The sequence below is a fragment of the Methylotuvimicrobium buryatense 5G genome (assembly GCF_000341735.1).
Lineage (GTDB): Bacteria > Pseudomonadota > Gammaproteobacteria > Methylococcales > Methylomonadaceae > Methylotuvimicrobium > Methylotuvimicrobium buryatense.
This window is the reverse complement of sequence record NZ_KB455575.1, coordinates 4,188,580-4,210,658: the sequence shown is the minus strand read 5'-3', so window position 1 is coordinate 4,210,658 and position 22,079 is coordinate 4,188,580. Positions and strand designations below refer to the sequence as shown.

General features: G+C 47.4%; 19 protein-coding genes. 9 read left to right on the top strand and 10 right to left on the bottom strand.

From position 1 onward, the window contains the following. Positions 1 to 16: 16 nt before the first annotated feature. Both METBU_RS0118895 and METBU_RS0118890 read right to left on the bottom strand, forming a co-directional pair. Positions 17 to 1,306 (bottom strand): peptidylprolyl isomerase, encoded by a 1,290-nt coding sequence (locus tag METBU_RS0118895; RefSeq protein ID WP_017842103.1) that lies wholly within the window; start codon positions 1,304 to 1,306, stop codon positions 17 to 19. An 18-nt stretch (positions 1,307 to 1,324) separates the two neighbouring features. Further along, a complete protein-coding gene (locus METBU_RS0118890; RefSeq protein WP_017842102.1) occupies positions 1,325 to 4,027 on the bottom strand; it encodes an LPS-assembly protein LptD in 2,703 nt (900 codons plus the stop codon). Between the two features lie 113 nt (positions 4,028 to 4,140). Between METBU_RS0118890 and METBU_RS0118885 the strand changes: the two genes are divergently transcribed. From METBU_RS0118885 to METBU_RS0118875, 3 genes are read left to right on the top strand one after another with little or no spacing between them, the layout of a single operon-like run. Continuing rightward, positions 4,141 to 5,136: an aminoglycoside phosphotransferase family protein gene (locus tag METBU_RS0118885; RefSeq protein WP_017842101.1), complete on the top strand. Its 996-nt coding sequence runs from the start codon at positions 4,141 to 4,143 to the stop codon at positions 5,134 to 5,136. Then, a complete protein-coding gene (gene murU / locus METBU_RS0118880; protein WP_017842100.1) occupies positions 5,133 to 5,813 on the top strand; it encodes an N-acetylmuramate alpha-1-phosphate uridylyltransferase MurU in 681 nt (226 codons plus the stop codon). The genes METBU_RS0118885 and murU overlap by 4 nt, the downstream gene beginning before the upstream one ends. Beyond that, positions 5,806 to 6,015 carry a dodecin gene (locus METBU_RS0118875; protein ID WP_017842099.1) on the top strand — a complete coding sequence of 70 codons (210 nt, stop codon included), beginning with the start codon at positions 5,806 to 5,808 and terminating at the stop codon, positions 6,013 to 6,015. Before murU ends, METBU_RS0118875 begins: the two co-directional genes overlap by 8 nt. A gap of 193 nt (positions 6,016 to 6,208) precedes the next feature. On the opposite strand, the gene METBU_RS0118870 is transcribed toward METBU_RS0118875, so the two are convergent. Beyond that, the gene (locus tag METBU_RS0118870) at positions 6,209 to 7,255 is read right to left on the bottom strand and encodes a hypothetical protein (RefSeq protein ID WP_017842098.1); all 1,047 of its coding nucleotides are present in this window, start codon (positions 7,253 to 7,255) and stop codon (positions 6,209 to 6,211) included. An 83-nt stretch (positions 7,256 to 7,338) separates the two neighbouring features. On the opposite strand from METBU_RS0118870, the gene METBU_RS24705 reads away from it, so the two are divergent. Beyond that, on the top strand, positions 7,339 to 7,791 hold the full coding sequence (locus METBU_RS24705; protein ID WP_051056255.1) for an HIT domain-containing protein: 453 nt from the start codon (positions 7,339 to 7,341) through the stop codon (positions 7,789 to 7,791). Between the two features lie 133 nt (positions 7,792 to 7,924). On the opposite strand, the gene METBU_RS0118860 is transcribed toward METBU_RS24705, so the two are convergent. Further along, positions 7,925 to 8,317: a flagellar basal body-associated FliL family protein gene (locus METBU_RS0118860; protein ID WP_017842096.1), complete on the bottom strand. Its 393-nt coding sequence runs from the start codon at positions 8,315 to 8,317 to the stop codon at positions 7,925 to 7,927. A gap of 79 nt (positions 8,318 to 8,396) precedes the next feature. Here METBU_RS0118860 and nagZ point away from each other — a divergent pair, with 79 nt between their 5' ends. Genes nagZ through METBU_RS0118845 form a run of 3 tightly spaced genes read left to right on the top strand, consistent with a single transcriptional unit; the run spans position 8,397 to position 10,711 of the window. Beyond that, positions 8,397 to 9,416 carry a beta-N-acetylhexosaminidase gene (nagZ, locus tag METBU_RS0118855; protein ID WP_017842095.1) on the top strand — a complete coding sequence of 340 codons (1,020 nt, stop codon included), beginning with the start codon at positions 8,397 to 8,399 and terminating at the stop codon, positions 9,414 to 9,416. Next, a complete protein-coding gene (locus METBU_RS0118850) occupies positions 9,409 to 9,960 on the top strand; it encodes a hypoxanthine-guanine phosphoribosyltransferase (RefSeq protein ID WP_175421733.1) in 552 nt (183 codons plus the stop codon). Before nagZ ends, METBU_RS0118850 begins: the two co-directional genes overlap by 8 nt. Positions 9,961 to 9,970: 10 nt before the next feature. Further along, a complete protein-coding gene (locus METBU_RS0118845; RefSeq protein ID WP_017842093.1) occupies positions 9,971 to 10,711 on the top strand; it encodes an S-methyl-5'-thioinosine phosphorylase in 741 nt (246 codons plus the stop codon). Positions 10,712 to 11,541: 830 nt separating this feature from the next. On the opposite strand, the gene METBU_RS0118840 is transcribed toward METBU_RS0118845, so the two are convergent. After that, positions 11,542 to 11,742 (bottom strand): YgaP family membrane protein, encoded by a 201-nt coding sequence (locus METBU_RS0118840; protein ID WP_014149938.1) that lies wholly within the window; start codon positions 11,740 to 11,742, stop codon positions 11,542 to 11,544. Between the two features lie 14 nt (positions 11,743 to 11,756). Beyond that, the gene (locus METBU_RS0118835) at positions 11,757 to 13,031 is read right to left on the bottom strand and encodes an NAD(P)/FAD-dependent oxidoreductase (protein ID WP_017842092.1); all 1,275 of its coding nucleotides are present in this window, start codon (positions 13,029 to 13,031) and stop codon (positions 11,757 to 11,759) included. A gap of 383 nt (positions 13,032 to 13,414) precedes the next feature. Between METBU_RS0118835 and METBU_RS0118830 the strand changes: the two genes are divergently transcribed. Together METBU_RS0118830 and METBU_RS0118820 are read left to right on the top strand one after the other, a co-directional pair. After that, positions 13,415 to 14,506, top strand: coding sequence for a response regulator (locus METBU_RS0118830; protein WP_138767224.1), 1,092 nt, complete (start codon positions 13,415 to 13,417; stop codon positions 14,504 to 14,506). A 695-nt stretch (positions 14,507 to 15,201) separates the two neighbouring features. After that, positions 15,202 to 15,585, top strand: coding sequence for a VOC family protein (locus tag METBU_RS0118820; protein ID WP_017842089.1), 384 nt, complete (start codon positions 15,202 to 15,204; stop codon positions 15,583 to 15,585). A gap of 419 nt (positions 15,586 to 16,004) precedes the next feature. Here the strand turns inward: METBU_RS0118820 and METBU_RS0118815 are convergent, their stop codons facing one another. From METBU_RS0118815 to leuC, 4 genes are all read right to left on the bottom strand, one after another. Further along, on the bottom strand, positions 16,005 to 18,572 hold the full coding sequence (locus METBU_RS0118815; protein ID WP_017842088.1) for a FimV/HubP family polar landmark protein: 2,568 nt from the start codon (positions 18,570 to 18,572) through the stop codon (positions 16,005 to 16,007). 70 nt (positions 18,573 to 18,642) lie between these two features. After that, positions 18,643 to 19,665: an aspartate-semialdehyde dehydrogenase gene (locus tag METBU_RS0118810; RefSeq protein WP_017842087.1), complete on the bottom strand. Its 1,023-nt coding sequence runs from the start codon at positions 19,663 to 19,665 to the stop codon at positions 18,643 to 18,645. A gap of 320 nt (positions 19,666 to 19,985) precedes the next feature. Beyond that, positions 19,986 to 20,618, bottom strand: a complete 633-nt coding sequence (gene leuD, locus METBU_RS0118805) for a 3-isopropylmalate dehydratase small subunit (RefSeq protein ID WP_017842086.1) — start codon at positions 20,616 to 20,618, stop codon at positions 19,986 to 19,988. Then, entirely contained in the window at positions 20,615 to 22,039 is a 1,425-nt protein-coding gene (leuC, locus tag METBU_RS0118800) for a 3-isopropylmalate dehydratase large subunit (RefSeq protein WP_017842085.1), read from the bottom strand. Before leuC ends, leuD begins: the two co-directional genes overlap by 4 nt. Between the last annotated feature and the right edge of the window lie 40 nt (positions 22,040 to 22,079).

Below are 22,079 nucleotides of genomic sequence, written 5' to 3'. Positions count from 1 at the left end.
AGCAAAACTCATCGATTCAAAGCCTATCATGAAATACCTCGACATAAGCTTCATCGCGCAAACGCCGGAGCCATAATTCAGTTTCTTCTTCGATCTTACGTTTGCGAATCGCTTCTCTTACTTGTTCCTTTTTGTAGTCCTCACTATCGTCTTGCTGCTTTCTGCCGAGCACCTGTATCAGATGCCAGCCGAATTGCGTTTGAACCGGTTTACTAATCTCGTCGATCGCCAATGCATTCATTGCTTCCTCGAACTCGGGAACCAACGCCCCGGGCGCCACCCAGTCTAAACTTCCACCATTAAGCGCGGACCCCTTATCATCGGAATGCGCCCTGGCCAGCGCATCGAAACTATCGCCATCGGCAATTCTACGTTTTAGGTTATCCAGCCTTTTTTTCGCTTCATCATCGTCAATCAGTTCATTGGTTTTGATCAATATGTGACGAACATGCGTTTTAGTCACGATATGTTGTTGATCGCCGCCTTTCAGCTCCAGCATTTTTAAGACATGAAAACCGCTGGGACTTCGAATCGGGTCCGAAACATCGCCCTCCTTCATATCACCCACTTCATCGACAAATAAAGTCGGCACTTGATTAATCGAGCGCCATCCTAAATCCCCGCCGGTCAAGGCTTCGCTGCCATCGGATTGACTCATCGCCACCTGCACGAAATCCCGCCCACCCCGTAAATCCTGAATAATTTCTTCGGCTTTTTGTTTGGCTTTTTGTATCACTGCCGACGAAGCGCCTTCCGGAATCGCCACCAGAATATGCCCTAAATGGTATTGAGTGGCTTCGCCGCCGAGTTTGCTTTCGGTTTCAAGAAAATGTTCGACTTCCCGATCGCTGACATTAACGCGGCTGCCGATTTCCCTGCCCCGCAACTGATTGATGATGACTTCGTTACGCAGGTTTTCCAAAAAACTGCGATAAGAAATCGACTGCTTTTCCAGTTCGACACGAAATTGTGCCGGCGTCATATTATTTCTGCGCGCGATGTCTGCTGCGGCACTGGCCAACATTTCATCATTCAATGCGATGCCGGACCTTTCCGCCAACTGTCGCTGCAGCTTTTCGATAATCAATTTTTCGAGCACTTGCTTGCGCAAAATATACGACGGCGGCACTACCGCGTTACTTGCCTTAATGCGTTGCGCGATGACATCGACTTCCGCTTGCAATTCTGCGTCAAGGATCACATCATCTTCGACAATTGCAACGATACGATCCAGTGTCTGCGAGAAAACCGGTACGGAGATACTTATTAATGCGATCAAAACGCCGCTGATAAAATGCTTTTTCATGGTTAACAATCAGTCAGTTTATTGCGGTCTGACATAGCCGTAGATATTTCGTTCGAAAAATTCATCCAACCGGTCGCCGAATGCCGTTAAGCCTTTCAATTCCAGCTGAACAAATACGCCGGTTTGCGCTTCGCCGGTCGGCTCTTGCCCGGCAAACACATTAATACTATTAATATAACGCCGCCCGATGATCCTAAAACGCCAACAACAACTTTCTTTTTCAAAGCCTGCGAAACTTTCCACCGTTCTATCAAACAACATTGAATACTGCCATCGCCCAACCGCATACCAATTATCATAGATCGGCCAGCGAAAAGAGACATCCGTCACTTCCGTTAAATCCTGGCGAAAACGATACCCTAAATTAACCAACTGCTCGGGCTTATTCGTATACCGCAACGCCACTTCGCCTCGGGTTAGGTCGTTTTGCGCATGATCCCACTGCCCCGCTGTCCTTAAGGACAAATGCTCGGTCAATTGCGCACTGAATTCGGCAATTAAATTAGCGAAACTATTGGTCGGAGATTGTTGATTTACTAATCGCGGATTACCGAAAATATCAGTACTTCCTCTTGGGTCATCAAGTTGCACCAAACGGTCTCGGAAATAAAAAATTTCGCCGATGCTAAGCCTCATGTTTTCGCGACCTGTTCGCGGATCGATGATTCGATTGGTCAAAGCCGCCGTCACTTGATTGGCATCCTGAACCCTATCGGAGCCGCTGAAGCGATTTTCCCGGAATAGACTGTAGAAGTTATAGTCGTATTCTCCGGTATCGAACAACGGAATATCGCTCTGGTCTTTATACGGAATATAGAGATAAAACAAACGCGGCTCAATCGTGTGCATATAAGACGATGCGCCTGCGCCGAATTCCCGTTCCAGCGTAAACCCGGTATCGGCCGAAAATATCGGCAAGGTACGAGTAATGCTATCGGGCCTAGGCCTACCTTCCTCCTGATTCTCCAACATATATTGAGTGTGTTTGAGCGACAATTTTGGTGTTAAATAAACACCCGCCGCTTCTAGCGGAACGGCGACAGCCGGCTCGATGTTGAAACGTTGACCGCTTACGCGCTGGTCTTGTTGAAAATAAACATATTCGGACCCCATGGAAACGTCTAGAGGCATAAAGTCGAACGAATGATTTAAATCCAGCTTTGCTTGAGGCAGGCGGCGATAGGGCTGAAACTCTTTAGGAATGGTTCTATCCGTCGTCTGAAAGTTTTCGAGCTGCGAAAAGAACGATACACCCGGCAGATTATACCGAATGTCAGCATGGCTTCTTAAAAAACGAGTATCGTTAATCGTAATACTGTTACCCATATCGTCGAAATAATCGTCGTCTGAGACATAGCTCGCATCGACCGTTGAAATCAAATTCGGCAGAAATGTTGTAGTATTTTGAATGCCGGCGAGATATCGCGTTTTATTTCGTATTTGATCATCCGGCAACACTTCAAATTGCAAGCGGCTGTTGGTCATTTCGGACAAATGCCTAAAGTCGCCGCCCCACTGCATTCCTCTACTTGTCATGTACCTAGGACGAAAGGTCAAGTCGTAATTAGGAGCAATATTCCAATAATAAGGCAATGCGACATCGTAGCCGTTTCTATTGTTGACGGACAAATTCGGCGCTAAAAACCCGGATTTGCGGCGATCATCGAGCGGAAAACTGATATAAGGCGTATAGATCACCGGCACGCCTTTAAACTCGAGCCAAGCATGTTTAGCCGAACCTTCGCCGCTTTCCTTGTTCAGCTTTAAGTCCGATGCATGTAAAACCCAATCGGTATTGCCGGGCTTACAACTTGTGAACGCGACTTCATTATAACGAGATAAAACCTTGCTATCCCGGTAGACGGTTCGTGCGCTGCCTCTCAGCGGCGTCGTCGGCGAAATGAACAGAGTATTACGCAACCGGGCTTCATCGCTTGCCAGTTTCAACATCATCGTATCACTGTATAAAGACAGCGCGTCTTCACTGTAATAAACGTGTCCTTGCGCATCGAGAGTTTGCGATACGGTATCGTAATGCATGGTGTCCGCGGCCATACGTTGATCGGCCCGAACAATATCAACATTACCGAAAAAACCGGTAATTTCATTATCGAAAATTTCCGAATAATCGGCCCGAATATCCATAGGCGTCTCGTCCCGTAGGTCTTTGGTCGATAAAAACCCGGGCGGAGCGCCTAATGATGTCGTGCAATTTTCCCAAGGATCGTAAGGCAATTGCGAATGCATAATATCGAAATTCAGTTCCTGCTCATGATCGAAAGCCGGCGACAATAAACTGAAACTACGCCTCTCATCCGGCATCACACGAGGCTTGCCTTTCGGATCGGTACCGGTCAGACTACAATTCCAAGTTTCATCTCCTTCTCCGGCAGCGCAATCCCATCCTGCGGCTCTTGCGATTTTGCGCGGCGGCTCTAACTGAATAATCTCCTGCGGCGCTTGATTTTGCTCATTCGCTCCCTGGGGATTTTTCGCAACCTTGTCGGGACTAGGAACGCTTTTTTGCGTAACAACAGAACTCCCCGCCGCATCAGCGCTCTCCGAAACCGTAATAGGCTTTGGGCTTTTAGCAATCGGTTCATCGGCTCCGCAAACCCATTCTCCGCTGCCGTTTTGCTCACAATCCCACGCCGGCTCATTCGCCTGAGAACAAGTCGAGCTAACCAATAAGAAAAACAATAAAATGATGCGGCAGTGCATAGGTAAGTATGGGAGTAAGTATGGCTTGATTGGGCTTAAATAGAATAAAATGCCGAATGGACATTCTACCTTAATTTACTCCAGCAATATAACTTAAAGAATCCCATCCAATTATGACCAACGAAGACCCTCGAGCCGCTTTAATGCTCGATTGGCTATCGAACGATCTGTCGCTAGCCATTGACCGATTTGAACCGGCATCGAGTGATGCCAGTTTTCGTCGCTATTTCAGAATATACTCACAAGGGACGACTTACATTGTCATGGACGCGCCACCCGACAAAGAAAATATCGAGGCGTTTATCAAGGTCGCCAAGCTTTTGTCTGTTCCCGGAATCCATGTGCCGACAATTTTTCAATCGAACCTCGCACACGGCTTTTTATTACTGGAAGACTTCGGTAAAACTTGCTATTTGGACTGCCTTAAACCATCGAACGCGGACTACCTGTATCAATACGCCCTAGACAGCTTGTTTCAACAACAAACGCTCATTGCGCTCGACAACCTTGAAATACCTCATTACGATCGACCGCTGCTTATTCGGGAACTAGGTATTTTCGAGGAATGGTTTACTTCGCATTTCCTGAACACCACCATCCCCGAAACGCTCAGAATCGAAGTCAATGAATTACTGATTAATTCAGCCTTAGAACAACCTTTAACCTTCGTGCACCGAGACTATCATTCGCGCAACCTGATGAACCTAGGCAACGGCAAATCTGGAATAATCGATTTCCAGGATGCGGTAATAGGCCCGGTCACCTACGATTTGGTATCGCTGCTGAAAGATTGCTATATCAGTTGGCCGAAAGCGCAAATCGATCATTGGAGAAACGGTTATTTTCAGCGCCTTCTTCAACATGGAATAATCGACTGCAGCCAAGCGCAATTCAAACGTTGGTTCGACCTAATGGGTTTACAGCGTCACTTAAAAGCCATCGGTATTTTCGCGAGATTACACTTACGAGACGGAAAATCCGCTTATCTTAATGATATTCCTCGAACAATAAATTATGTTACCGAAACCAGCACCCACTATCCCGAACTATCCGAATTTGCAGACTTCCTAAACCGGCAAGTTCTGCCGGCTTTCCGGAGTAAGACATGAAAGCAATGATTCTGGCGGCGGGCCGCGGCGAAAGAATGCGCCCTTTAACCGACCGCCAGCCCAAGCCTTTATTGATGGTAGGCGGTAAACCGCTTATTGTGCATTTGCTGGAGAATTTGCGTGATGCGGATTTTAGCGATATTGTAGTCAATGTGGCGCACTTGGGAAGCCAAATCATCGACTACCTGGGCGATGGCCGCCGATTCGGCGTTACCATCGTTTATTCGGACGAGGGCGAAACACCGCAGGAAACAGCAGGAGGCATTATCCATGCCTTGCCATTGCTGGACGATAAACCCTTTCTAGTCGTAAACGGCGATATTGCAACGAATTTTCCATTTAAAACGCTCAAACAACGCGAAATCGATCTTGCGCATTTGGTTTTAGTCAACAACCCCGAACATCACCCCTCAGGCGATTTCGGATTTAACGGCGATCTGTTATGCGATCATGCCGCCGAAAAATATACGTTCAGCGGTATCGGGCTTTATCATCCGGCCTTATTCGCCGAGAACCGAAAAGGTATCCTCAAACTGGCGCCGATTTTACGCGAAGCCATGCGTCTAAACAGGGTGTCGGGTGAAATATTTAACGGTTTCTGGATGGATATCGGAACGCCGCAAAGGCTAAAAGAATTAGACCACCTTTATCAACAGCGAGGAACACACCATGTCTGACCATATTTACAAAAAAATCGAATTGACCGGCTCATCATCGGTCAGCATACAAGACGCCATCGAAAAAGCCGTCGAAAAAGCGGCGAAAACTCTCCATGATTTGCGCTGGCTGGAAGTCGTCGAAACCCGCGGGCATATCGACCAAGGCAAAGTGGCGCACTGGCAAGTCACGATTAAAGTCGGTTTTACGCTGAAAGATTAGTCCCATACCTTGACCAGTCAACCGGCAGCACAAACCTTCATATCCCGTTAAAAATAACTTCCGCATTTTACTCCCTTTCCCTCAGGGAGAGGGGGGGGTTAGCATAGGAAAACTATTATTGATCCTATCCTTACAATAAACCTAGAGAAAGCATTTCATCCTGAAGACCATGAAGAAAACGAATTCGCCGAGTTCATTTTGAAAAAGCAATAAACTTTCGGTAAGGTGAATCGTTCTTCCAGGTAAATGCCTCGGTATAGTAATGCAGTAAAGCTAAATAGCCAATCACACCTAAACTGACCGCCTTACGAATTTCCACGCCGAATAAGAACTCGGTCAGAAACTCGACAGCTGCGTCTCCGTATTGCTGCAGAAGGAGAGCAACCCCAAAAGACAACAGCGGTAAAACCAAAAGCACCGGTATATTGCATGCTTGCGCCCAACGATAGATAAAATTCCGGGCTTGCCGACCATGACGATTATAATCATGAGTCACATAAAAAACATAAGCCGTCGCATCATGCACCAATCGAGGCACCAAAATCGCCAGAAAATAGTATTGCTGAACGAATAAATAGTAAGTGCTTACTACAAGCATGGTATTAGCCCAAAGAAACAGTTTGCCGAACCCTGTCGTTACATAGCGCTGACACAAAGTAGTCGCTAATAACAGCACTAAAGTTAAGGTACCAGCGACATGCCTAATCCACTCATTTTGCTCAGGCTCTAAGCTATTCTTGAGAAAAATACCGAGATAAATCAATAGACCTGCGGCAACACTCAACCCCAACAACAAACGATAAGACCATACCGGAAGCTTACAAACTCCTCGCGCAATACCGTGCTGCTGCTTAAGTACATGGTAGACCGTCCAAGCCGCAACCATAATATAAAATACGCGATAAGGAATAAATAGACTGCCGATACCGAAGAATACCGCAAGCCACAACGTCATCATCATGATTCGATGCCGGTAATACCCGAAGTATTCGCGATTAGTGGTGAGAATCAACGCGCTGGCAATAATATGCGGCGTTCCGAACAACAACTGGAATAACAGGAAATGCTCTGGACGGCTCGGCAAAATCTCTCGCAAACCACCTTGCCAAAGTAAAATATCGAACCATTCCGCTATTAAGCAAATAGGGATAATTGCATACAAGCCTAATAACAACCGAAAAGAAACCTTAAGCCCATAATCACTTACCCGCTCTTGGCTCGAAAATAACTGCGCCGACATAATCTTATCCTTTTCTTATAGTTATAGTTAGAATAGGAGGTTAACATTACATCGTTTTATGCTTTTATTTCAAGTCTAAACTTATGACTTTTCAACTACATCCACAACTACAACGAGATTGCATCCGGCTCGGACGCCTGGAATTATGCCAACTACTGCTAATGAACGACAGTCAATACCCTTGGTTCATTTTAGTACCTGAAATTGGCGATATCCGTGAAATTTATCAATTGTCGCCCACTGATCGCTCATTATTACAAGAGGAGTCGTGCCAAATAGCAAAAAGACTAGCCGGGCTATTCAACGCCGACAAAATGAATGTGGCAGCGATCGGTAATCTGGTGCCGCAACTGCATATTCATCACATTGTTCGCTATCGCTCGGATAAAGCATGGCCGGCCCCGGTCTGGGGGAAATTCGACGCCGTTCCTTACACGGAACACCAACTTGCAGAGCTGTTACCAAAGATTAAAACGGCATTCGACGATATTTTAACAAGGTATACCTTTCGAACTTCAAATTTCGGCAGTGCCTGAGGAGGCGCCAGGGTTGTGCAGCAAAGGCTTTGCCAGCATGGAGCTGGCATAAAGCCTACAGGGATGTATTCACGGCGTCCTTTGACGGACACCCTGGTGCCGAATTTTGATCTGTGATGGGTATAGATCTAAACTAATTAACCAAAAACTCGGAAAAAAACAAATCTCTAAAGCCGTCGCTATTATCATATTTATTGAGTGCATTCCTAACGGCTTCGACACTTTCCAGGCGCAAGGCCTCCCTTTGCTCCTTGGTCCCCAGTTCGTTGGCGTTGCGCCCGCTATATAACATAATTAATTCGTGTCTCAGCGCAGGTAAATGTTTTTTTATTTTTTCCATATTATCCTTACCCTCGACCATCAATTGCACATTGATCAATAAATATTTTCGGGGAACGTCCAAATTCACGGTAAACTTAGGCGACATTTCCAAATATTCTATGGCCGGCTGCGCATTGTCGGCTGCATCCTGGGCCAAAACCCAGCCGGAGAAGATTAACCCGCAAAATAACAATAAAAAACGCACGCTTAACTCCCGATCAATCAATAATCGCTTAAGTATAAGCCAGTTTCACTTTTTTAATTAACAATGTTATCTCGGAAACATGACCACTAATTCCGCAATCGGCCCCATCATGATCGATGTTGAAGGCTTGACTTTAACTGCCCATGAACAAGAAAAGATCCATCACCCCAACACCGGCGCAGTGATTCTTTTTTCCCGCAATTACGAATCACCCGAACAACTTATCGCTTTGATCGACAGTATTCGCAATGCCCGCAAAGGTCCCATACTCATCGCCGTTGATCAGGAAGGCGGGCGTGTACAACGATTAAAACAAGGCTTTACGCGCTTACCGCCGGCCAGTTATTATCGTGAACGACCCGAACTCGCTGAAGCTGCAGGTTGGCTAATGGCGTCAGAGATGCTGTCCGTCGGCATTGATTTTAGCTTCGCTCCCGTACTTGATGTCGATTGCGGCATCAGCGAAGTCATCGGCGACCGATCATTCTCGACCGACCCACAACTGACAGCTCAATTGGCAGCCAGCTTTCGCAAAGGCATGCGATCGGCCGGCATGTCCGCAACCGGCAAGCATTTCCCTGGGCACGGCGCGGTAGCTGCCGATTCGCATATAGCATTACCGGTAGACGAACGGGAATTAAGCGAAATCCGAACTAAGGACTTAGTCCCATTTAAATTATTGATCGAACAAGGCTTGGAAGCCGTCATGCCCGCGCATGTCGTTTACCCCGCCGTCGACGAAATGCCTGCAGGATTCTCCGAAAAATGGCTGCAAAACATCTTACGGCGCGAACTTTATTTCAACGGCGCTATATTTAGCGACGACCTAAACATGGAAGGCGCAGCAATTGCCGGCGATTTTTCCGAACGCGCGAAACTGGCCCAACAAGCCGGTTGCGATATGCTATTAGTTTGCAATAATCCCAAAGCGGCCGAAAAAGTGCTCGACAGCGTACCGATCAAAAGCGATCCGCTAAGAACACAACGGCTTAATGCGATGCGAGGCAAACCCAAAATGACCCGAGCAATGCTCCAAGCATCAACCCAATGGCAACAAATATCACAACAAATCGCCCAACTTTCCAATGAATATGCTTGAAGAAATCGACCACGTCCAATCAACCGCCGACCTACTGCACGACAAACAGGAAGTCGACGCGGCCATCGACAACATGGCTCATAAAATCAACCTGCTTCTGGCGGATAGAAACCCTATTTTTCTATGCGTCATGAACGGGGGTTTGGTCATCGGCGGCGAACTCTTGACTCGTTTGACCATTCCCTTGACCGTCGACGCGATAAATGCCAGTCGCTATCAAAACCAAACATCCGGCAGCACCATCGAATGGGTCTTAAAACCGAGAACGCCGCTGCAAGGCAGAACGGTTCTAATCGTCGACGACATTTTAGACGAAGGCATCACGCTGGAGGCGATCTACCGATATTGTTTATCGGAAGGCGCGACCTCTGTCTACAGTGCGGTATTGGTCGATAAGATTTTAGACCGCGAAAAACCGGTTCAAGCCGATTTTGTCGGCCTATCGGTGGAAGATCGCTACTTGTTCGGCTATGGAATGGACTACAAAGGCTATCTTCGCAACATGCCGGGTATTTACGCTTGTCAGGATAACTTAATCGACTAGGACAATCACTATGACACAGTTAGCGATCATCGGCGGAACCGGCTTGACTCGCCTTGAAGGTTTGAAAATCATCGACCGAAAACCTATCGAAACGCCTTTTGGCATACCATCGGCCGATTACGTCATCGGCGAGCTTGATGAAAAAACCGTCGTCTTTCTAGCCAGACATGGCGACCCGCATACGATCCCGCCTCATAAAATCAATTACCGCGCGAATATCTGGGGACTCAAAGAACTCGGCGCCCAACAAATCATCGCTGTGGCTGCGGTCGGAGGTATTACGTCGAAAATGGCTCCCGCTCATATCGCGGTGCCCGATCAAATCATTGACTATAGCTATGGACGTAAGCACACCTTTTTCGAAGAAGATCTCGAGGAAGTCACGCATATCGACTTCACTAGCCCTTATTCGGCACAATTACGGGAAAAACTGATCTCTGCTGCAGCAAGTGCACAGATTTCAGTCACGCCAACAGGCACATACGGCTGCACACAAGGCCCACGACTTGAAAGCACCGCTGAAATCCAACGCATGGAACGTGACGGTTGCGACTTAGTCGGCATGACCGGCATGCCGGAAGCCGCTCTAGCCAAAGAGCAGAGCATCGACTATGCTGCGCTTGCGGTCGTTGCAAATTGGGCAGCGGGAAAAACAGAAGGCGAAATCACCATGGCTGAAATCGAACAAAATCTACACAAAGGAATGGCCGATACCGCCAAGCTATTAAAAGCGTTTATAGCCCGGTTATAACGCCAACGGTATCTTAAATAATGTTTCGCTGCCGGTATTATACTCATCGTAGATGAAAATTCGGCCTCGGGGTGCCCGTTAAAGGACGCCGTAAATACGTCCATGTAGGCTCTATGCCAGCTCCATGCTGGCAAAGCCTTTATCGAGCACCCCGAGGCCTCCTCCGGCACTGCCGAAATTTGAAGCGCGGGGATGTTAGGCGGATTTTTTCTCAAATAGGTGCAACCTTTTGAAAAGTTATTCACAAAACCTGTGGATAAGTCTGTGAGTAACTTGATGACTCGTTTCTTAACGCCTCATATTTGTTACAACTTTTTTAAATTGACTACTTTTTACACAAAACCCTTTCGCATTAATATATCAATCACTTACATTAATAATCTAACACTGAAAAGAGCCTCGACAGATTAACCACTCATTGAATACACGGCCAAAACAGGCGTGTGTATAAAAGGACATCCCACTTAAGGCTTGATAAAAGCACTAAGGATTAACCCTTCACCCTGAGCCCTTCGGCTGCGCTCAGGAAAGCCCTGTCGAAGGGTGGATAGTTAATCCGCCCATGGTTCGACAGGCTCACTACGAACGGATTATACCTTTCGCACTTCAAATCTCGGCAGTGCCTAAGGAGGCACCGGGGTGTCTAGCAAAGGCTTTGCCAGCATGGATGTTGGTAGAGCCTACATGGACGTTTCACGGCGTCCTTTGACGGGCTCCCCGGCGCCGAATTTTGATCTACGAGGAGGGGTATAACCTTAATCTGTCCCGCGTTAAGTGGGTAACCTAATAATAGGGAATACTCCCTTCCCTGGCATTTCGAATCTTCGTTCCTAAAATGCACATCCCGGCTTCACACCGAATTTTTTCAATATCATCGCCAACGGGCAAAACCCGGTAAATGACGCTTGCAATAAGTTCGCACCGACAAATGCGGTAAACCATAACCAGTTCGGTGAATGAAAATGCGCCAAAAGCAGACTCAGTAATATAAAACTACCGGCAAATGCCATCACTAAACGATCGATACTCATGATTCGTCTCCTCTTTATTTAAGACGTACAATACCCATAAACTTCAGCATCATTCTTTCATAAAACGGCTCGCTAATGCCTTTTCTGACTTTGCGCATGAAATATTTTTCGAAAATGATTTTGGACAGGTGCACCCATTTCCCTTTTTTCGACCAAGTCGTATTTCTCGGCGGTATTTGCGGTACCGCCAAAAATGCAACTCCGGTATCGCCCAAATCGGCCAGACACAATGCACTCAGACTCGGTTTGTCGGAAGGCTCTTTTCCGGCCAATTCATCACGAATATTGTGCGCGGTCGCGGTTACCATAGACTCGATCATGTAACCGGTTTTCGGAGTACCTGTGGTGACCGGTGTTTTTTCGACCGGTGGAATCGCCACACAAACGCCGACCGAATAAATATTCTTAAACGTCGGATTGCGCTGATATTCATCGACGATGACAAACCCCCGCGGATTCATCAAGCCTTCGACACCGCAATTACGCACTGCATCAACTCCGGTAAACGCCGGTAACATCATGGAATGCTTGAATGGCAACTCATGCTTTTTCTTCTCGTTGCCGGCGTCATCGACTTCTGTCACATACATCATGCCTTGTTCGATACGATCAACTTTCGCGTTAGTCACCCACTTGATCGTTCTCTCTCTCAGCACGCTTTCTAACATGCTTTTGGTGTCACCGACACCTCCTAGGCCTAAATGCCCGATGTAAGGCTCCGACGTAACGAAGGTCATTGGCACCTTGTCGCGTATTTTGCGTTTACGCAGCTCGGTCTCTAGGATCATCAAATATTCATAAGCGGGGCCGAAACAAGATGCGCCTTGCACAGCGCCGACAATGATCGGACCTGGATCTTCCATAAATTTATCCCAATCCTGAGCAGCCACGGCAGCATGATCGACATGACAGACCGAAGTTGTATAACCTTCCGGACCTAGCCCCGGCACCTCGTCGAAGGCAAGGCGGGGGCCGGTTGCAATCACTAAATAATCGTAATCGACCGCAGTACCGTCGTTTAAATGAATTTGATTGTTGGGAGGATCGACCTTTACAGCCGCTTTTTGAATGAATTCGATGCCTTTTTTCTGCATAATCGGAGCTAATTCGATTTTCAGATCTTCCGGTTTACGCCATTTCGGCGGCACCCAAGGATTCGAAGGTACGAAATGAAACGTCGGGGAATCGGATATCACGGTGACCGTATGATTATTTTTAACCAATTCTTTCATTTCATAGGCCATCGGAACACCACCGATACCGGCACCTAATACTACAATTCTAGCCATAAATTTCTCCTCGTGTTGGATCAAAATGCACTATTATTCTTGTTATTCATTTCGATCAATTTGGTTTAATTCAGAAAACATAGACGTTTCCGTTTTTGGTCTTGGGAAAACAAATTCCCAATCAATAGCATTTTCAATAACCGCATGTCATTGAAAATGACGACACATCGCTGCGTCGATTCAAAGATACACCGGCTTGAACGGAACTCATATCGTTACCATTTAAACGCACACATTCGATAAAAATACATGGAACCGGCGTTACCCAGAGAATATTAGCATTTACTAAAATACGCAAATTTATTTTTACTTTTGGCCTTTCCGCAGTGAAAAAAACTTTTTTACTAAAAAATATCCTCATCATAGCGCTGTTACCAACAGTTATGAGCAACCTCGCTCAAACCGGCATGTTGTTCGCGGAATATCAAGCAGTACGGAACAACTACGCAAAACAAGCTCTCATTGAACCGCCCCAAAAAATCTCGATGACACAATCGCTTAACCGGATCAAGATCAGCGCGCTAATCGGATTGGTCTCGACATTAGCAGCAGGATTAGTCGCCTTAGCGGCTTATCGGCGCCTTAAGCAAAATGACCGCAGCGGCAACACTAACGAAATCGGAGGCTCAGTCACAGTTCGCCCACCCCCATGGAATAAGACAAATCCCGAAGAGCAATCAAAACACTCTATATCTCCCCATAAATTTTCAATTTTAATCGCCGACGATAATTCCATTAACCGCCTACTGTTGGTCAATCAATTGCAAGATCATTGCGAACAAATTATCGCGACAAAAGATGGTATCGAAGCCTTTAATTATCTGAAGAGCGAACGATTTAACCTGGTTTTTCTAGACTTACAAATGCCGGGCCATAACGGCTTTGAATTAATTGAAACCATTCGGCATACCGAAAACCCGAATAAGGATACTCCAATTGTCGCCGTCACGGCGCACGCTTTGCCTAGCCAATGCCAAGACATCATTGCCCTTGGCTTCGACGAATGCCTTATTAAACCGATTTTAGCTGAGCAATTAGAAGAAATTGTCGCACTTTGGCGCCCCGACTCTCCTCGAGAGGCTTTAAGCGACTCACTAAATTTGAGCGGCTCTCTAAAGCAAACCGGCTATGCGCAACAACTTCTCGCTAAAACCGCTTATGACCGAGAATTGGCATTAACCATCTTAAACAAACTATGCGAGGAGCTCCCTCAACAACTAGCATCGATACAAACCTCATTACGCCATCGACAATGGCAACAAGCTTTATCGGTCACACATAAGCTGCACGGTTCGGTCAGTTTCTGCGGTTTAACAGATATCCGTCAACTGGCATTAACATTAGAGCAAAATTTAATCTCGAAAAACTTCCTCGAAACTGAGCGTCATTTCGATAAGCTAAAAGCTTTGATTGAACAATTCATTAGAAAAAAAACCGAACTTATCGAGGAATTGTCCAATAAATACAGCGTGTAATGAAAGGATGAGCCTTTAAACGCATAAACCAACGCACTTCATCGAATTTCGGCATTACGCCCTTTATATACACTCATCGCAGATCAAAATTCGGCGCAGGGGTGCCCGTCCAGCAATTCCCAGTTTGAGCAGTTTCGCCGATTTTAGGGTGTGGGGCTTGGCAAGCAAGTATGTCGCCAGCAGGCCAGATTTTTGCTCCATGCAAAATCTGCATTCACGCCATCCTTGGCGCTTCCTCTAGGGAGGGTAACCGAGCTCTCCTTCACGCATCGTACTTTCCTTTGCCGGGGATGATTGCCGGGCCTTCATAATCGTTAGGTAAGAGATCAAAAAACCTATATCCTAAAATCGGCAGTTTAACCATGAAGTTCATTAAGTAAGCCAAAAGGTTGCCTGAGTATCCTCGCTAACCTATCGGGTGAGCAAAAGTTTTATACAAACGTGTAACAAGTTATTGAATTAACTTGTTATTCTTCATGATCTTCATGGTGAAATGCTTTTTCTATGTATATGGATCAAATAATGACGCTCAGTTAAAAAGTAACCAAACCGACTGCAAATTTCTTAATTCCAGGAAATTATTTGTAGCAAAAGCCTTACCTTGTAAACGCCGAATAAAATAGCTTTGCTATATCCTCCAACAATAAAGCCAAGCGAAGTATAATCGTTTCAACGACAACCAACCCAAAACGACTATGTCCAAATTTAACCTTGCCATCCACCATATTAGTCTTATCGTCTCCGATACCGAAAAGTCCTTGCATTTTTACCGGGACATATTAGGACTTCAGCAAACAGAACGGCCGAATCTTCCATTCCCGGGCGCTTGGCTTCAACTTGGCGAACAGCAAATTCATTTACTGGAATTGGAAAATCCTGATCCAATCTCTGGCCGACCGACTCATGGAGGAAGGGACCGCCATGTTGCATTAACATGTTCGGACCTATCTCCTGTCAAGGAAGCACTCGATGACAGCGGCTTTCGATATACATTGAGCATTTCCGGACGCCAAGCATTGTTTTGCCGAGATTTTGACGGTAATGCAATAGAAATAATCGAACGCCCGAAAACCGAATAAAAAAGGCAAGGCGAACACCTAAGCATTTGGTCATAAACCTAACGTTCATGAAAACCTGGCAATCATCCAATAAATGAAAGTGCTAGGCGTCCTACCGAACCGCCGCAACGCCTACTACTTACAGCAGTTATTTTGCAGCAATTCCCAATTTGGAGATCAAAAAGGGTGTGGGGTATGCTTGGCGAGGATGTCGGCAGCAGGGGCAGATTTTTGCTCCTACAAAATCTGCATTCACGCCATCCTTGGCGCTTAGCTGCCGCCAAGCCCCCATGGATAGGTTTACGGCGTTCCTCGACAGGCATACCCCACACCCTAAAATCGGCGAAACTGCTCAAACTGGGAATTGCTGAGTTATTTTGTGTATATTCCTTAGCAGACAAGATAGTCATAAAAAAGGCCCGATAACGGGCCCTTTCTTTTTATTTCAATTCGTCAAGAATTGATTGAGCGATCTTTTTTTGCTCGGGACTTCCCTTATCCAATACTTCCTGCGCGATATCCTTAGCGGCATCGCTATCTCCCATATCGATATAAGCCCTGGCAAGATCGATTTTGGTTTCGAATTCATCCATATCGGTCAAATCGGAAACCCCTAAGTCCAAATCGTCTGGAAAACTATCGTCACTCCCTTTCTTTGACGTCGAATCCAAAGCGAAGTCAAAATTAAAATCAAAACCGGCGTCATCCTTTTCCTCTTCGGTCAAACCGGATGCGTCTTTGGCCTGAGTTTCTTTTTCGTCGAAAGATACATCAAATTCATCAAATTCATCAAAATCATCCATCCCAGAAAAGGCGGCAGTATCAGGCTTTTGCTCTGTACCGGAATCGAAGGCATCAAAATCGAACGATTCAATTTCTTCAAGGCCTAAGGCATCGGTTTTTTTCTCTGCAGATGGTTCTGTTGTCGGATTCAAATCGAACTCGATCTGATTATCGTATTGCCGATTCTGTTCCGATGTTCGTTGTTCTGAAACCTCAATCGGACGATCTTCCGGCTCGGGAACCGAAAAATCAAAACTCTCCAAATCGAAATCGAGACTGTTATCCGGCTTTTCATCCTCCGCTTCTTCATCTTTTAAAGATGACTGCTCCTCTTCATGCTCCATCTTTTCAAACTCGGGCAGATCGAAGTCGAAACGATTATCCTCACTTATATCACCTGAATTCGCGGCATCGACATCCCGAGAAACATTTTCAGTCACCAACGCGTCTTCGATATCGTCTTCCGTATCAAAATCGGCAGTGAACAAGACTGATCCTGGGCTAATTTCACTGGCCATCTCAGTAACTTTTGCCCAAAATTCAATATTTTCGTTTTTGCCGGCTTGTTTCAGTTCATTGGCATAACTATCGAAAGCGTCCTTGTTTTCGTTGGCATAAAAAATTTCTAATAGCTTTAATTTGTAATCGTCATTCTCAGGATGTTCGACAATTGCTTGCCGGATCAATCCCTCGGCTTGTTGGTAACGACCGTATGCCAAATAAACGTCAGCCTCGGAAATCGGATCGACCTCATGCTGGTCGCTATCGAAAGCATCGAAATCGCTCGGAGTAAATTCACTTAAGAACGAACTTTCACCAACGGTCCCGACATCATAAGCAGACTCGTCTTCCGCGGCCAACAAATTCAGCTCGTCATCTGAACTGGGAAGACTAATCTGCGATGACGCAGCGAACATACTATCCGTATCGGTTTCTTTTTCGGTTTGGCGCTTCCTCAACCACAACCAGCCTAAACCACCTAACAAACCGGCACCGACTAGTGCTATTATCGCGTAATAAAAGGAATCCAGAAGTTCGCTCACAGGCTCTTGCGCCACAGCTTGGGGCGGTTTTACTGCCGGACGTGGCTGCGGCGCAGCTTCCTTCACCGGCTGCGTAACAACTGGGGGGGGTGGCGCTTCAACTTTTTCGGATGGTTCTTTATGCTGCAGCGCGGCTAATTGCTCGTCTTTAATGGCCAGCATTTGCTGCATCACCGCTAATTGTTCCTCCAACTTCTCCAATCGCGCGCGCAACTCCGCATCATCTCTGCTTGATTCATCCTGATCGGTTTTGTCAGGATCGACTGGTTGCAACAATCTTTCATCTCTTTCACCGCTGACAACGCGCTCGGTCTGTGCAACATCTTCTTGGGTAGGGGCTACGAGTCTTAATTGCGAGTCGATAACTTCCTCGTCAACCGGCGCCTCCGTTGCCGCCGCCAACTGGCCGCGCCAAACTTGATTTTGCCGACCATACTCCGCCACTGCTTGCCGGTGGGAAAGTTTCAGTATGACCTCTCTTTCCGGAACCTTGAGCCGTGCTCCCGCTTTTAACGCATTGACATTATCTTTATAAAATGCGCCCGGATTATTCTCAAGCAGCGCAATCATGGTTTGTTCAACCGAAACATCGTTCGACGGCCTTACCTTCGTAGCAACGGCCCAAAGCGTTTCATTTCTGCTAACCGGGCCATACACGCCCGAAGCAGGCATGCGCGCCTCTTCCCGACGCGGAGCGGGTGCAACCGGACGCTCAACAACTCTTGCATATTCTTGCTCGGCAGGTGTCACACCGTAGTCGCTAGGAACCGGTAATACAGGCTGTTGATAAGTTGAGGGCGGGTCGACCAAAACGGTGAACTCACGATAAAGTGTCCCTTTCGGCCAATTCACCTCAATCAAAAAATCTAAAAAAGGCTCCTTGAGCACCTCAGTCGAACTGAGTTTAATAACCGCGCGCTTATCGGACACGGGAACCAGGTTGAATTTAATTTTGGAAAGAAAATAGCTCCACGGTAGCCCCGCTTCATCGAACTTATCGGGAGGCGCCAGCTTCACGGTAATGTCGGACGGATTTTCGTCGGGCGCAAGCATCAATGCAATTTCTGCATCGAGACTTTGATTTAGCGCCGAGTGCAATGTGATATCGCCAATCCCCAACGGAAGCACGCTAGTCGGGGTCATCAACGATACAAGCGCTATGGTTTTAGTCAATTTGCGCACATTGCTCTCCTTTATACACATATACCACAATCTAATACCCGGAACAGTCAAATATGAAATTAAGCTTAGACTAGATGTAATTTTTTACCAATTCTTCTGCGATTTGGACACTGTTTAAAGCGGCGCCTTTTCTGACATTATCACCAACAACCCATAAGTCGATTCCTAGCGGATGCGAAATATCTTCGCGAATACGCCCGACAAACACATTATCGTGCCCGGAGGATTCTGTCACCGCGGTTGGATACCCTCCGTCCCGGCGTTCGTCAAACACTGTCACTCCGGGAGCCTTTTCGAGTAGCGCGCGCACCGATTTAATATCTATTTTGTGACGTGTTTCAATATGCACAGCTTCGGAATGACCAAAAAAAACAGGCACACGCACAGCGGTAGGATTGACTTGAATCGATTCGTCACCCATGATTTTCCGCGTCTCCCAAACCATTTTCATTTCTTCCTTGGTATATCCATTTTCCATAAATACATCGATTTGCGGCAAGACATTGAAAGCGATTTGCTTCGGATAAACGCTCGGTTTAATCGGTTTACCGTTCAATAAATGAGCGGTTTGCAGACTCAGCTCCTCAATCGCTTCTTTACCCGTACCGGAAACTGCCTGATAAGTACAAACATTGATTCGACTGATACCGACTGCATCGTAAATCGGTTTCAATGCAACTAACATCTGGATCGTCGAACAATTCGGATTGGCAATGATGCCTTTATTTTTATAGTCGGCGATCCTCTCGGGATTAACTTCGGGCACGACTAATGGGATATTATCGTCATAACGAAATTGGGAAGTATTATCGATCACGATGCACCCGGCTGCCGCGGCTTTAGGCGCGTATTCGGCAGATATTGAAGCACCGGGCGAAAACAAGCCGATTTGCGCTTTGGAAAAGTCGAACTCGGCTAAATCCTGTACCTTCAGCGAACCACCCTTGAAAGGGATGCGTTTACCAACCGAACGGCTACTGGCCAACGCATAAACTTCACCGACCGGAAAATTACGCTCTTCCAGTATCGACAGCATCGCTTCACCAACAGCGCCGGTGGCACCAACCACAGCAACATTGTATAACTTAGTCATGTTTGATTACCTTTTCATTAAAGTAGAAACCACAGCATCAACTACCTTCGGGATGATAATATTCATCGCATTAGAATGTCCGGCGACGCCAGCCTTTGACACTTATGCGGGAAAGGCAAGCTAATCAAAATGGTGCCGAAGTACCTGCAATTTCCAATTTGGGGATCAAAAATTGAGCGGAGTTTGTTTGGCGAGGATGGCGGCAGCGGGAAAGAATACACAGAAGCACAAACCTCTCAACTGCCGGCACCCGCGCCAAACACCCCGCCCTCTTGAAAATTAAACGTTTTTTCGCTCAGATAGGAGCAATCGATTTACGGCTACCCAAACAACCAGGGCGCCCGCTTCGCACGCTCCGTCTCATATGCGTGAATTTGATCGGCATGCTGCAAGGTCAATGCGATATCGTCAAGCCCGTTCAGCAACCTGAATTTTCGATTGGCATCGACTTCAAAGGCAATTTCCCGGCCGGAAGGCGTGACGATTTTTTGCGTTTCAAGATCAACCGTTAGCCGATAACCTTCGGTCAATTCGTTAAATAAGTCATCGACAATGCCGGCATCGAGTACGATAGGCAAGATACCGTTCTTGAAACAATTGTTATAAAAGATATCGGCGAAACTCGGCGCGATGATCGCTCTGAAGCCGAAATCTTCGAGCGCCCATGGCGCATGTTCGCGCGACGAACCGCAACCGAAATTCTCGCGGGTCAACAATAGCTCGGCGCCCTTGTACTCCGGTTTATTCAGCACGAAATCCGGGTTGATCGGCCGATTCGTGCAATCCATGTCTGGTTCGCCGTGATCGAGATAGCGCCATTCGTCGAACAGAAACGGTCCGAACCCAGCTCGACGTATCGATTTCAGAAATTGTTTCGGAATAATCGCATCGGTATCGACATTGGCCCGGTCCAACGGTGCGACCAGCGCGTCTATTTTGGTAAATGCTCTCATGCTGTTGCTCCTTGGTTCGCTTCGGTGCTGACATCGACGAAATGTCCTGCAATCGCGGCTGCGGCAGCCATCGCAGGACTGACTAGATGCGTGCGCCCGCCGTAGCCTTGCCGCCCTTCGAAATTACGGTTCGAGGTTGACGCACAACGCTCGCCCGGCTCCAAGCGGTCGGCGTTCATCGCCAAACACATCGAGCAGCCCGGATCGCGCCATTCGAATCCGGCTTCGATGAAGATTTTATCCAAGCCTTCGGCCTCGGCTTGTTGTTTGATCAAGCCGGAACCCGGCACGACCAAAGCCAATTTGATGTTATCGGCCAGTTTTTTGCCTTTTGCGACCACGGCGGCGGCTCTCAAATCCTCGATTCTCGAGTTCGTGCAGGAACCGATGAATACTTTATCGAGCTTGATATCGGTAATCGCCAGACCCGGCTTCAGATCCATGTATTGCAGTGCCCGCTTCATGCTTTCGCGCTTGGTCGCATCGGTTTCTTGAGCAGGATCGGGCACACTAGCGTCGACCGACACGACCAATTCAGGCGAAGTGCCCCAAGTCACTTGCGGCTTGACGTCGGCTGCATTCAGCTCGACGACTTTATCGAAGACTGCGTCGGGATCGGAATGCAGTTGCTGCCACATGCGCTCGGCCATGAACCAGTCGTTGCCTTTCGGTGAAAGCGGCCGGCCGCGGTAATACTCGATCGTCACATCGTCAACTCCGATTAGACCGGCACGAGCGCCCGCTTCAATCGCCATGTTGCAGACCGTCATGCGGCCTTCCATCGACAATGCGCGGATCGCGGACCCGGCAAATTCGATCGTATAACCGTTGCCGCCGGCGGTACCGATTTTGCCGATGATCGCCAGCACGATGTCTTTCGCGGTGACGCCTGGGCGCACTTCGCCGTCTACCTTGATCAGCATGTTTTTGGCTTTTTTCTGCACCAAACATTGCGTCGCCAACACATGCTCGACTTCCGACGTGCCGATGCCGAATGCCAGCGCGCCGGAAGCGCCGTGTGTCGACGTATGCGAATCGCCGCACACCACGGTCATGCCGGGCAGCGTCGCGCCTTGCTCGGGACCTACGACATGCACGATGCCTTGGCGAATATCGGACATATCGAACTCGGTAATACCGAATTCGGCACAGTTTTTTTCGAGGGTTTCGACCTGCAGCCTGGAAACCGGATCGGCGATGCCTTTATCGCGATCGGTGGTCGGCACGTTATGGTCGGCAACGGCCAAATTTCTCGCTTGTCGCCAAGGCTTGCGGCCGGCAAGCCGGAGCCCTTCAAACGCTTGTGGAGAAGTGACCTCATGGACTAAATGGCGGTCGATATAGATCAATGAAGAACCGTCATCCTCAGTATGGACAACGTGATCTTCCCATAATTTGTCATATAAAGTTTTACCTGACATAGCTACTCATTGTATTAACCGCGTCAGCGGAAAGTAAAAG